Source organism: Leclercia adecarboxylata (genome assembly GCF_006171285.1).
GTDB lineage: Bacteria > Pseudomonadota > Gammaproteobacteria > Enterobacterales > Enterobacteriaceae > Enterobacter > Enterobacter barmai.
In genome coordinates, this window is record NZ_CP040889.1 from 4,892,280 (window position 1) to 4,904,923 (window position 12,644).

General features: G+C 54.7%; 13 protein-coding genes. 8 read left to right on the top strand and 5 right to left on the bottom strand.

What is annotated here, in order from left to right:
* The 5 genes from sapF (at nucleotide 1) to pdeR (ending at nucleotide 7,209) form a co-directional block, all read left to right on the top strand.
* Complete coding sequence (sapF, locus tag FHN83_RS25110; protein ID WP_138369197.1) at nucleotides 1-807, top strand: putrescine export ABC transporter ATP-binding protein SapF; 807 nt, start codon at nucleotides 1-3, stop codon at nucleotides 805-807.
* A gap of 124 nt (nucleotides 808-931) precedes the next feature.
* Nucleotides 932-1,720, top strand: coding sequence for an enoyl-ACP reductase FabI (fabI, locus tag FHN83_RS25115; protein ID WP_039031868.1), 789 nt, complete (start codon nucleotides 932-934; stop codon nucleotides 1,718-1,720).
* Nucleotides 1,721-1,881: 161 nt separating this feature from the next.
* Entirely contained in the window at nucleotides 1,882-2,874 is a 993-nt protein-coding gene (locus FHN83_RS25120; RefSeq protein ID WP_139565323.1) for a CMD domain-containing protein, read from the top strand.
* A gap of 89 nt (nucleotides 2,875-2,963) precedes the next feature.
* A complete protein-coding gene (locus tag FHN83_RS25125; protein WP_138369198.1) occupies nucleotides 2,964-4,898 on the top strand; it encodes an exoribonuclease II in 1,935 nt (644 codons plus the stop codon).
* Between the two features lie 319 nt (nucleotides 4,899-5,217).
* Nucleotides 5,218-7,209 carry a cyclic di-GMP phosphodiesterase gene (pdeR, locus tag FHN83_RS25130; protein WP_139565324.1) on the top strand — a complete coding sequence of 664 codons (1,992 nt, stop codon included), beginning with the start codon at nucleotides 5,218-5,220 and terminating at the stop codon, nucleotides 7,207-7,209.
* On the opposite strand, the gene FHN83_RS25135 is transcribed toward pdeR, so the two are convergent.
* The gene (locus tag FHN83_RS25135) at nucleotides 7,206-8,075 is read right to left on the bottom strand and encodes a crotonase/enoyl-CoA hydratase family protein (protein ID WP_139565325.1); all 870 of its coding nucleotides are present in this window, start codon (nucleotides 8,073-8,075) and stop codon (nucleotides 7,206-7,208) included. The two genes, pdeR and FHN83_RS25135, sit on opposite strands and share 4 nt — an antisense overlap.
* Before the next feature lie 192 nt (nucleotides 8,076-8,267).
* On the opposite strand from FHN83_RS25135, the gene FHN83_RS25140 reads away from it, so the two are divergent.
* The 3 genes from FHN83_RS25140 to osmB all read left to right on the top strand — a co-directional run bounded on the left by FHN83_RS25140 (nucleotide 8,268) and on the right by osmB (nucleotide 9,757).
* A complete protein-coding gene (locus FHN83_RS25140; protein ID WP_072036731.1) occupies nucleotides 8,268-8,450 on the top strand; it encodes a hypothetical protein in 183 nt (60 codons plus the stop codon).
* A 68-nt stretch (nucleotides 8,451-8,518) separates the two neighbouring features.
* Complete coding sequence (locus tag FHN83_RS25145) at nucleotides 8,519-9,274, top strand: DNA-binding transcriptional regulator YciT (RefSeq protein ID WP_039031863.1); 756 nt, start codon at nucleotides 8,519-8,521, stop codon at nucleotides 9,272-9,274.
* A 264-nt stretch (nucleotides 9,275-9,538) separates the two neighbouring features.
* Complete coding sequence (gene osmB / locus FHN83_RS25150) at nucleotides 9,539-9,757, top strand: osmotically-inducible lipoprotein OsmB (RefSeq protein WP_039031862.1); 219 nt, start codon at nucleotides 9,539-9,541, stop codon at nucleotides 9,755-9,757.
* A 117-nt stretch (nucleotides 9,758-9,874) separates the two neighbouring features.
* Here osmB and yciH read toward each other — a convergent pair whose 3' ends face one another.
* The 4 genes from yciH to FHN83_RS25170 all read right to left on the bottom strand — a co-directional run bounded on the left by yciH (nucleotide 9,875) and on the right by FHN83_RS25170 (nucleotide 12,605).
* Complete coding sequence (gene yciH, locus FHN83_RS25155; RefSeq protein ID WP_039031861.1) at nucleotides 9,875-10,201, bottom strand: stress response translation initiation inhibitor YciH; 327 nt, start codon at nucleotides 10,199-10,201, stop codon at nucleotides 9,875-9,877.
* Nucleotides 10,201-10,938 (bottom strand): orotidine-5'-phosphate decarboxylase, encoded by a 738-nt coding sequence (pyrF, locus tag FHN83_RS25160; RefSeq protein WP_039031860.1) that lies wholly within the window; start codon nucleotides 10,936-10,938, stop codon nucleotides 10,201-10,203. The genes yciH and pyrF overlap by 1 nt, the downstream gene beginning before the upstream one ends.
* A 182-nt stretch (nucleotides 10,939-11,120) precedes the next feature.
* The gene (gene lapB / locus FHN83_RS25165) at nucleotides 11,121-12,290 is read right to left on the bottom strand and encodes a lipopolysaccharide assembly protein LapB (RefSeq protein ID WP_039031859.1); all 1,170 of its coding nucleotides are present in this window, start codon (nucleotides 12,288-12,290) and stop codon (nucleotides 11,121-11,123) included.
* A 6-nt stretch (nucleotides 12,291-12,296) separates the two neighbouring features.
* Nucleotides 12,297-12,605, bottom strand: a complete 309-nt coding sequence (locus FHN83_RS25170) for a LapA family protein (protein ID WP_039031858.1) — start codon at nucleotides 12,603-12,605, stop codon at nucleotides 12,297-12,299.
* Nucleotides 12,606-12,644: the final 39 nt, after the last annotated feature.

The window sequence follows — 12,644 nt, forward strand, 5'->3', positions numbered from 1 at the left end:
ATGGTCGAAACCCTGCTGGAAGTGCGCAATCTGAGTAAGACCTTTCGCTATCGCACCGGCTTATTCCACCGTCAGACCGTCGAAGCGGTTAAGCCGCTGAGCTTTACCCTGCGCGAAAAGCAGACTCTGGCGATCATTGGTGAGAATGGCTCCGGGAAATCAACGCTGGCGAAAATGCTGGCCGGGATGATCGAGCCTTCCGATGGTGAAGTGCTGATTGACGACCATCTGCTGAAATTTGGCGATTACTCGTTCCGCAGCCAGCGGATCAGGATGATTTTTCAGGATCCGTCCACGTCGCTGAACCCGCGCCAGCGTATCTCGCAGATCCTCGATTTTCCGCTGCGTCTGAATACCGACCTTGAGCCGGAGGCGCGGCGTAAACAGATTATCGAGACCCTGCGAATGGTTGGGCTGCTGCCCGATCACGTCAGCTATTATCCGCACATGCTGGCACCGGGACAGAAACAGCGTCTGGGTCTGGCCCGCGCGCTGATCCTGCGTCCAAAAGTGATCATCGCCGACGAAGCGCTGGCCTCGCTGGATATGTCGATGCGTTCACAGTTAATCAACCTGATGCTGGAATTGCAGGAAAAACAGGGTATCTCGTATATCTACGTGACCCAGCATCTGGGAATGATGAAGCACATCAGCGATCAGGTGCTGGTGATGCATGAAGGCTCGGTAGTGGAGCGCGGCAGTACCGCCTCGGTGCTGGCCGCACCGCTTCACGATTTGACCAAACGTTTAATTGCCGGCCATTTTGGTGAAGCCTTAACCGCCGATGCCTGGCGAAAAGATCGCTGACCCGCCCCGTGTGGAGTGGTCGGATTAACACTGTACGCGACACATGCTATTATCGCCGCGTTTTAACGACGGTTGTCCAAACAGATGACGGCCGCCACAACAATGAATATAAGGATTAAGAGCTATGGGTTTTCTTTCCGGTAAGCGTATTCTGGTGACTGGCGTTGCCAGCAAACTGTCCATCGCATACGGCATCGCACAGGCTATGCATCGCGAAGGCGCTGAGCTGGCATTCACCTACCAGAACGACAAGCTGAAAGGCCGCGTAGAAGAGTTTGCCGCGCAGCTGGGTTCCAGCATTGTTCTGGAATGCGACGTTGCACAAGATGAAAGCATCGATGGCATGTTCGCTGAGCTGGCAAAAACCTGGCCGAAATTTGACGGTTTCGTTCACTCCATCGGCTTTGCACCGGGCGACCAGCTGGACGGCGACTACGTGAACGCAGTCACCCGTGAAGGCTTTAAAATCGCACACGACATCAGCTCCTACAGCTTTGTAGCGATGGCAAAATCCTGCCGCTCCATGCTGAACCCAGGCGCTGCCCTGCTGACCCTGTCCTACCTGGGTGCTGAGCGCGCAATCCCTAACTACAACGTGATGGGTCTGGCGAAAGCCTCTCTGGAAGCCAACGTACGCTACATGGCGAACGCGATGGGTCCAGAAGGCGTGCGCGTAAACGGTATCTCTGCGGGTCCAATCCGTACTCTGGCTGCTTCCGGCATCAAAGACTTCCGTAAAATGCTGGCACACTGCGAAGCGGTTACCCCAATCCGTCGCACCGTGACCATCGAAGACGTGGGTAACTCCGCGGCATTCCTGTGCTCTGACCTCTCTGCTGGCATCTCCGGCGAAGTGGTTCACGTTGACGGCGGTTTCAACATCGCTGCAATGAACGAGCTGGAAATCAAATAAGTTCGTAACCTTCCCGCTCCGGCGGGAAGGTTTGCCTCCCATCCCGCCACCGCTTTCCCCTCGTTATTCCGTTCCGCTATTTGTTATCACCTAACAATATTTTTCCGCTTATCCAGCTTACGCCAGGATATTGATCGCTATTATGAGATCAAGGAACGCACATGGAACAACGCCGTATTTCTGGCAAAGGCCACTGGTATCATGAGACCCAGTCCAGTAGCAGCCCGACGGAAGTCCTGCCTTTGGTTCCCGAAGCCGCTCAGGTCGCAGATCGCTTTTTGCTGAACCTCGTTTTACCAGCGACGCTGCTTGCCGCCTGTGAACGCTGGTTAACCCCGGCCCGGACGCTGTGCGACCTCTTTTTCCCGCGTACCCTGACGGTTACCCGACTGCGCACGTTGAGCGCGTATGACCGTTTCAGCACCGCCCTGACCGTGGCGCAGGTCTGCGGCGTGCAGCGTCTGTGTAACCACTACGCCGCCCTCCTCGCCCCGCTCCCCGGCCCCGACTCCTCCCGTGAAAGCAATCGCCGCCTCGCCCAAATCACTCAGTATGCCCGCCAGCTTGCCAGCTCGCCGGACGTGATCGACAGCAAAGCGCAGCAGGGGCTCGATGAAGTGGGCCTGACGGTGTATGACATTGTCACCATCAACCAGATTATCGGCTTTGTCGGCTTTCAGGCGCGCGTGGTGGCAGTCTTTCAGGCTCTGCTCGGCCACCCTGTTCGCTGGCTGCCGGGACACCACATTCAGCCTCATGCCCTGCCCGACGATAACACTTTGAATACATGGCAGCCCGCCGTACCGGGGGTCGAGCGATGTCAGGCCAGCCCAGAGCAGCTGGCGTCCCTTGAACGCTGGCAGGAGGAGCCGCTACTGCAGCAGCTTACACCGGTGTTGTGTCATGAACCGGCAATCCTCGATCAAACAGGTGAAATTCTGGTCAGTGGCATTCACGCAGAATATGAAAACGACGAGTCGGTAAAGCGTGCCGTAGAACAACTGGCTCGATCGCCGGACCAGTTTAGCGCCGCGCAGTTTACCCCGCTGACGAATGACGGGCAGCCGCCGGTACAGGCCATCAACCTGCTTACCTGGAGCGCTTTTTGCGGCTGGCTGAACCGTCTGAAAATCGCCATCGGCAGGGGCGAATAACCACACTAATGACCTAAAGAGCGCTTGCTGTAACAGTGAGATTCGCGTAAAACTGTCAGCCGCTCATATGGCTACGAAAATAGATCACTATGCTCCAGGACAACCCGCTGCTAGCGCAGCTTAAACAGCAACTGCATTCCCAGACGCCACGCGCTGAAGGGGTCGTAAAAGCCACGGAAAAAGGCTTTGGCTTCCTTGAAGTCGATGCGCAGAAAAGTTACTTCATTCCGCCTCCGCAGATGAAGAAGGTGATGCACGGCGATCGTATTACGGCCGTGATCCATAGCGAAAAGGATCGTGAATCCGCCGAGCCTGAAGAATTAATTGAACCCTTCCTGACCCGTTTTGTGGGTAAGGTACTGAGAAAAGATGACCGTCTGTCCATCGTTCCGGACCATCCCCTGCTGAAAGACGCCATCCCCTGCCGCGCTGAGCGTGGCGTGACCCATGATTTCAAAGAAGGTGACTGGGCCGTGGCAGAAATGCGCCGTCATCCTCTGAAGGGCGATCGCGGTTTTTATGCTGAACTGACCCAGTTTATTACCTTCGGCGAAGACCATTTCGTGCCGTGGTGGGTCACTCTCGCACGCCATAACCTCGAAAAAGAGGCCCCGGAGGGCGCAGCGACAGAGATGCTGGACGAAGGTCTGGAGCGTCGCGATCTGACCGCCCTCAATTTTGTCACCATCGACAGCGCCAGCACCGAAGATATGGACGATGCGCTGTATGTTGAAGAGCAGGCTGACGGCAAACTGCTGTTAACCGTAGCGATTGCCGATCCTACGGCCTGGATCGCTGAAGGTACACCGCTTGATAACGCGGCCAAAATCCGTGCCTTTACCAACTATCTGCCGGGCTTCAACATCCCAATGCTGCCGCGTGAACTGTCTGATAATTTATGCTCGCTGCGCGCCAACGAAGTGCGCCCGGTCCTGGCCTGCCGCATGACCATCGCTGCCGACGGCACGATTGAAGAGAACATCGAGTTCTTTGCCGCGCTTATCGAATCGAAAGCCAAGCTGGTATATGACGAGGTCTCTGACTGGCTGGAAAACAGCGGCACCTGGCAGCCAGAATCTGATGCTATTGCCGAACAGATCCGCCTGCTGCAGCGCGTCTGCCTGAGCCGCAGCGAATGGCGTAAAACCCATGCGCTGGTGTTCAAGGATCGTCCTGACTACCGCTTCATTCTCGGTGAAAAAGGCGAAGTGCTGGATATCGTTGCTGAACCACGTCGCATCGCTAACCGTATCGTTGAAGAGTCGATGATTGCGGCCAATATCTGTGCGGCCCGCGTCCTGCGCGACAAGCTTGGATTTGGCATCTATAACGTGCACACCGGTTTTGATCCCGCCAACAGCGAAGCGCTGGCGGCCCTGCTGAAAACGCACGATGTGCATGTGGATCCGCAGGAAGTCCTGACCCTGAATGGTTTCTGTAAACTGCGCCGTGAACTGGATGCTCAGCCGTCTGGTTTCCTCGACAGCCGCATCCGTCGTTTCCAGTCCTTCGCTGAGATCAGCACCGAGCCAGGCCCGCACTTTGGCCTGGGTCTGGAAGCCTACGCTACCTGGACGTCGCCGATTCGTAAGTATGGCGATATGGTTAACCACCGCCTGCTAAAAGCGATCGTCAAAGGCGAAACCATTGCCCGTCCGCAGGACGACGCTACCGTGCAGATGGCCGAGCGTCGTCGCCTTAACCGCATGGCGGAACGTGATGTCGGTGACTGGCTGTATGCCCGCTTCCTGAAAGACAAAGCCGGAACCGACACCCGTTTTGCCGCTGAGATCATCGATATCAGCCGTGGCGGCATGCGCGTACGTCTGGTGGATAACGGCGCCGTGGCCTTCATTCCAGCGCCGTTCCTGCACGCCGTGCGTGACGAACTGGTCTGCAGCCAGGAAAATGGCACCGTGCAGATCAAAGGTGAAGTGGCGTATAAAGTGACCGAAGTTATCGACGTGACTATCGCTGAAGTGCGCATGGAAACACGCAGCGTTATCGCCCGCCCTGCTGTCTGATTGTTGTCTGCTTGAAGGTCGGTTCACTCATTGCGGGTGAGCCGATTTTTTTTTGTATTAACCTCACATTCATCATTTTTCCTTACCATTCTCCCCCACAAATTCCGAAAAGCGATCACACTTATTAGCGATAATCTGTTGAACTTCATAAGGTGTGACCGGAATATTCATTCGTCTGTATCCTTTTTTGCTAATCTCGTTCTAATATAAGAATACTGGGAAAAAACAATAAGTTTAGCTCGGGATTACCGCTATTTTAACGCGATTAAACCGACTGGAAATGCACGATGTGTGCAATTAAGTGCGCCTGGGAGAGAGCATGATTGACGATCTGGAGCAAAATTTGCTGTTTCGTTACATGGGCACCCACAGTCCCTGGTGGCGACTGACGGCGGACAGCAATGCGCTCCATCTTGCGGCCAGCGAAAGCGCCGAGACCACTCAGGTGGTGGCGCTGACTGACGAGCAGGCCGACAGTATTCGCCAGATGACGGTGATCACCTCCAGCATCACCATGACGCTCTCCCTGTACGGAACTGATGTGCCGGTGCACCTCGTGGGCCGTAAAACCACTAAAAAAGAGTGGGCCGGCACCGCCTCCGCCTGGAATGACACCCCCTCCGTCGCCCGGGATCTGGCCCAGGGTTTATCCTTTGCCGAACAGGTGGTTTCTGAGGCCAACTCAGTGATTGTTATCCTCGATCGGCACGGCAATATTCAACGCTTTAACCGTCTGAGCGAAGAATACACCGGGATGAAAGAGCACGAGGTCATTGGCCAGAACGTCTTTAAACTCTTTATGAGCCGCAGCGAAGCAGCTGCCTCCCGCCGCAATATCAGCGGTTTTTTTCGTGACGGCAGTTCTTATGAAGTAGAGCGCTGGATCAAGACCCGCAAAGGGCAACGGTTATTTCTGTTTCGTAATAAATTTGTGCACAGCGGCAGCGGGAAAAACGAAATTTTTCTTATCTGTTCAGGTACGGATATCACCGAAGAGCGCCGCGCGCAGGAACGCCTTCGGGTGCTCGCCAACACCGACACCATTACCGGCCTGCCAAACCGTAACGCCATCCACGATATGATCAGCGAAGCCATCGACACCCGTGGCGATGGCCAGGTCGGCGTGGTCTACCTCGATCTCGATAATTTCAAAAAAGTGAATGACGCCTACGGGCATATGTTTGGCGATCAGCTTTTGCAGGCGGTGGCGCTGGCGATCCTCAGTTGCCTGGAGGATGGGCAGGTGCTGGCGCGTCTCGGCGGCGATGAGTTTATCGTGCTGGCAACCGGCACGTCGCAGGGAGCACTCGAAGCCATGGCTTCGCGGATCCTCACCCGACTGCGTCAGCCCTTCCGGATTGGTTTAATCGAAGTCTATACCGGCTGTTCGCTGGGTATTTCCCTCGCCCCACAGCACGGCACCGATCGCGAAAGTGTGATCCGCAATGCCGATACCGCGATGTATACCGCAAAAGAGAACGGGCGCGGCACGTTCTGCGTCTTCTCGCCGGAGATGAATCAGCGGGTCTTTGAATATCTGTGGCTGGACACCAATCTGCGCAAAGCGCTGGATAATGACCAACTGGTGATCCACTACCAGCCTAAAATTACCTGGCGCGGCGAGGTGAGAACCCTCGAAGCGCTGGTTCGCTGGCAGTCGCCGGAGCGCGGGCTGATCCCGCCCCTGGAGTTTATCTCCTACGCCGAGGAATCCGGGCTCATCGTTCCCCTGGGGCGCTGGGTGATGCTCGATGTGGTGCGTCAGGTTGCCAAATGGCGCGACAAAGGTATTAACCTGCGCGTGGCGGTTAACGTCTCGGCCCGCCAGCTGGCGGATCAGACGATTTTCAGCGATCTGAAGCAGGCCTTAAAGGATCTGAATTTTGAGTACTGCCCGATTGATGTCGAGCTGACCGAAAGTTGTCTGATTGAAAACGAAGAGCTGGCGCTGTCGGTGATCCAGCAGTTCAGCAAGCTGGGAGCGCAGATCCACCTTGATGATTTCGGGACAGGTTATTCGTCCCTGTCGCAGCTGGCGCGTTTCCCCATCGATGCCATTAAGCTCGACCAGGCGTTTGTCCGGGATATCCATAAGCAGTCGGTATCGCAGTCGCTGGTACGCGCGATTGTTGCGGTCGCTCAGGCGCTGAATTTGCAGGTGATAGCTGAAGGGGTGGAGAGCGCGAAAGAAGACGCCTTTCTGACCAAGAACGGCGTCAACGAACGACAGGGTTTTCTGTTTGCTAAGCCCATGCCCGCTGTCGCATTCGAGCGATGGTTTAAACGTTATCAGGCACGCAACGCGCGTTAACTGGCTTTACGCAGGCCCGATGCGGTGTGGCGATCCTGCAGCAGAACCAGCCGCTGCATGTAGGCCACATCCTTCGGTTGCAGGCAGAATGCCGCATCCACCCAGTCTTCGGTGATATCCATCAATTCGCTGCGCGGCAGCTGCAGGACGCGCTGACGGGCGCGCAGCATCGCTCTGACGCCATTCATTTTGGGTTGTAACGTGTCGATGAAGGTGCGCGTCGCCACGTAGCCCTGGCCGGGTTCAAACAGCACGTCCACCAACCCGTGTTGCTCGTGCCATTCCGCGGTGTGCGACTCCCCTTTATAGATAAGCTCCTCCGCCAGCTTCATGCCTGAGCGGCGCGCGACCAGCGAGTAGCCTCCCATTCCAGGGAAGAGGTTAAAGGCGATCTCCGGGAAACCTAAGCGTGCATCCCGCTGCGCCAGTAAAAAGTGGTGCGCCAGCGCGGCCTCAAAGCCTCCGCCCAGCGCACTGCCCTCCACCATCGACAGGGTGATCGCCCCGGTATCAAAGCCCCGCGACGCAGCGTGGACGCAGTCCACACAGGCGCGGGCATAGGCCCGAAGCGCTTCCCGGCGACCATTCTCAATACAGTCGACAAAGAAGCGTAAATCGCCCCCGGTGTTGTACATATCGGGCACCAGCGAACCTGTCACCCAGAAATCAACCTCAAACCCGGACTGTCGTACCAGCCACGACAGGTTCATGATCTCCTCTATCAGCGCATGATTGAAGCATGGCCGCGGCTGGGCCCGTAACATCATCCATACGGTACGTCTCTCTTCCTCGTAATAACCGGCGAGTTGGGTGAATCGTACAGAATCAGTGAACAGTTTACAGGTAGCCTGATTGATAATTGTCATAGTCCAATTCCTCATAGAAAAAAGCGCTTTGCGCGCAGAATTAGACTAAGCCACTACTAAAATCCTCTGTATAAAAAAGCATGAAAATATCACTACCATTAATGTGCTTTCGTTAGCACACTTTTTCCCTTCTCTTTTGCCTTCAATTTCTGCATCATTGAATTTATTCACTTTTCATTTAGGGATGAGATTATGTCTGATATCGATGCACTAAAAGTTGCGCAACGTATTGATACTGTGCTGGATATTCTGGTAGCAGGCGATGTGAACTCTGCTCTTCGTAATCTCGAGATATTAAAATCAGAATTACTGACCCTCGCAGGCGAGCAGAAAGACCCCGCTGCAGTACCGCCAAAATCACCGTGGGAAGTTTGACGATCGCATTGCCTCTCGTGTTTATGTCAGTTTTCAACTAACGGCTATGCCGTTTTAATATGGATGCTATGAATTCCCGACAACAAATAATATTACAGATGGTGATCGACACAGGGCGTGTAAGCGTCGTTGATCTGGCCAAAGCGACCGGCGTATCTGAAGTCACCATCCGCCAGGATCTCAATCTTCTGGAAAAAATGAGTTACCTCCGTCGCGCCCACGGCTACGCCGTGCCGCTGGACAGCGAAGATGTCGAGACGCGTATGATGAACAATTACGCGCTGAAACGTGAGCTGGCGGAGTTCGCCGCTTCTCTGGTGAATAATGGCGAAACGGTGTTTATCGAGAACGGCAGCTGTAATGCCCTGCTCGCCCGCACGCTGGCTGAACAGAAAGAGGAAGTCACCATCGTGACGGTGAGCAGCTATATTGCTCATCTGCTCAAGGAGACGCGCAGCGAAGTCATTTTGCTGGGCGGCATCTACCAGAAAAAAAGCGAAAGTATGGTTGGCCCACTTACGCGTCAGTATGTTCAGCAGGTCCATTTCAGCAAGGCCTTTATCGGCATCGACGGCTGGCAGCCTGATACCGGCTTTACCGGCCGGGACATGATGCGCTCAGACGTGGTGAATGCGGTGCTGGAAAAAGGTGGTGAGACTATTGTGCTGACCGACAGCTCTAAATTTGGTGCGGTTCACCCTTACACGATGGGCCCGGTCTCCCGTTTCAGTCGGGTGATCACCGACGAAGGCATTAAAGAGGCGCACACCACCAAACTGCAACATGACGGCCTGGTGGTCGATATCGTCAAAAAACCTGCCTGAAGCCGTTTCAACGCCCGAGAATTCGGGCGTCATTCTCCCGCCCTTCGCTCTGAGACTATTCCGAGCAATCCTTTAAGACTATTTACCTGTCGGATCAGTGATAAAGACGTAAAATTATTGTTAGCGATATAACAGGAAGTAACTATCACTTGCGTGATCTTGTAACGCCTGCGCGAACAAGTTTCATGGAAAACGGCTTGAGGGGTATTGGTTTCCACTTAAGCGAAATAATTTCCGTGGATCAATATTTCAGGAGAATGAATTATGACTTTTAACAGCAAAAAATTATCCGCTGCTATGCTGGCCGTGACGCTGGCGTTTTCCCTGAGCGCTTGCTCTAACTGGAGCAAACAAAGCCGTAACACCGCCATTGGTGCGGGTGCAGGCGCAATCGGTGGTTCAGTCCTGACCGACGGAAGCGCGCTGGGTACCCTGGGTGGTGCCGCGGTTGGTGGGATTATCGGTCACGAGGTGAGCAAGTAAATAATATACCGATTGCCACCGCAGTCGTTTGATAATGCCCTGTTATTTCTGGCTTTATCTGAATATAAGAATATTAAGCCACGGCTCAGGCCGTGGCTTATTTGTTTCTGTAGCCTGTTAACCGCCAGCTAATTTTACTTTCATGCCTTTGGCTTCCAGCAGGGATTTAATCAGATCCCGCTTGTCGCCCTGAATCTCAATTACGCCATCTTTAACCGACCCACCGCATCCGCATTTTTTCTTTAGCTCAGCGGCAATTTGCGCCAGGGTCGCATCGTCGGCATCAATTCCGGTGACCAGACATACGCCCTTCCCTTTCCGCCCGCTGGTCTGGCGTTGTATACGCACAATGCCATCGCCTTTTGGTCGTTCGGCTACTTCTTTTGGTTCATCGATACGCCCGGTATCCGTTGAATAGACCAGGCGGCTGTTTGTATCGCGCATTACGCCCCCTTATGAAGTGATGCGTTGATAGCTTTCAGGGTTTGCGCCGGATCCGCAGACTGGGTTACCGGTCGTCCAATAACCATATAGTCCACACCCGCCGCCAGCGCCTGTTCCGGGGTCATAATGCGACGCTGATCGCCAGCGTCGCTCCCCGCAGGACGGATGCCCGGCGTAACCAGCTTGAAGTCCTGGCCGATAGCGCTCTTAAAGCGAACCGCTTCCTGGGCAGAACAGACAACACCGTCGAGCCCGCAGCTGTGCGTCAGGCGCGCCAGGCGCTCGGCATGTTCTGCCGGTGACAGCGTGATGCCCAGATCCAGCAGATCGCTGGCTTCCATGCTGGTGAGTACCGTGACGGCAATCAGCAAGGGGGCATCTTTCCCGAATGGCACCAGTGCTTCGCGGGCCGCAGTCATCATGCGCGCGCCACCGGAAGCGTGGACGTTAACCATCCAGACGCCCAGTTCGGCTGCAGCCGCTACCGCGTGAGCCGTGGTATTTGGAATATCGTGGAATTTAAGGTCAAGAAAGACATCAAAACCGCGCTGCTGCATATCGCGAACAATTTGTGGGCCAAAGAGCGTGAACATCTCTTTACCGATTTTCAGGCGACAGTCGCGCGGGTCAATGCGATCAACGAACGCTAACGCATTGTCGCGATTGTTGTAATCCAGAGCGACAACAACAGGAGATTCAGTAACTACGCGGGAAGAAGATGAAGCTGCAGACGTCATGACCGGACCTTCTCGTCGATGGGCGCCGCATCGGCGCGGGAATGATAAACGGCGTGCATTCTACCTGCGCATCACAAAAATTAACAGGTTCCATTTTTAATCCTGCCAGACTACAGCGCGCACGGGCCAATGGATAAAAACGCGGTCAGTATGTTGTAACTAATATTGGGCTTTTTTAAAAATTACTGCCCATCGAGGCCGCGAATTGGCTTGATGGTGGACCAGGCACGGCAGGACGGACAGTGCCAGTACAGCGTATAGGCTGTAAATCCACACTTCTGGCAGCGATAGCGCGGCTTGCTGCGCACCTGCTCACCAACCATGTCGCGCAGTACCATCAGGCTCTCTTTGGCGCGCCCCTCTTCCGCATCATTCAGATGGTAATCCATCAGCTTATGGAAGACGCGCATGGTCGGATGGCGCTGCAGCTGGCGGGTAATATACACCTGTGCCGTGTCGCTGCCTTCGTGTTCCTGGACCACATCCGCCAGCATCAGCTCAGCGGCGGCACCGGTGTTCTCTTCCACGCAGCGACGCAGGAAAGCCACCCACTCTTCGGCCATACCCAGTTGCTGATAGCAGGTTTGCAGCATCTCAAGCGTTTCACTGACCAGCTCTTTATCCTGATCGATAACCCGGAGAAGGCTCTCCACCGCTTTCTGGTAATCCCCTTTCGCCATGTAGACGCGCCCCATCATGATGGAGACGCGCGCGCTGCTGCGATCGGCGGTAGCGCCTTTCCGGAGCAGCGCCATCGCCTTGTCCATGTCTTCGTTGCCCATCTGCTGCAGGGCCAGTTCACAGTAGAAGTGGGCGATTTCAACGCGCTGTTTGTCTTTACCGAGTTTCACCAGACGTTCAGCAACGTCGATGGCTTTCTGCCATTCGCTGGTAGCCTGATAGATCTGCAGGAGCTGTTGCAGGGCGCTGATGCGAAAATCGGTCTCATCTACCAGCTGTTTAAACATCTCTTCGGCGCGATCGTATAACCCGGCGGCCATATAGTCGCGGCCAAGCTGCTGTACGGCCAGCAGACGCTGCTCATAGGTTAATGAGGCGCTTTCCATTAAGGTCTGGTGAATGCGGATGGCGCGGTCAACTTCGCCGCGGGAACGGAACAGATTACCGAGAGTCAGGTGGGCCTCAACGGTACCGGTATCCTCTTTCAGCATCTCGAGGAACAGGTCTACCGCTTTATCCTGTTGGTTACTCAGGAGGAAGTTAACCCCGGCGACATAATCGCGTGAAAGGCGGTTCGCTTCATCCTGTTTATTTTGTTGCGCACTTCTGCGGCCCATATACCAGCCATAGGCTGCGGCTACAGGCAAAAGCAGAAACAACAACTCCAGCATCTTAGATTATTCCTTCGCTACCGGCACACCTGAACTTACCGGTACGTCGGTCGGAGGCGCAATTTGGTTTTCAAGACGTTTAATTTTACGTTCGGCACGGGCAAGCGTTACCCGAACTTTAAGCCAGAACAGACCACAAATCAGCCAGCCGATTGCAAATCCTGCAGCGAACAGTACCGCCAGGAGGCTGGAAATTCGATACTCGCCTTGCGCCAGCAGATAATTAAACGTTACCTGTTGATCGTTTTGCGCGCCCAATGTGACGGAAATGACAAAAATCGCCAACACCAGTAAGAAAATGAGTAAATATTTCACATTACTTCCCGTTATGTGGTTTGAGCGAATAAAGAGTGT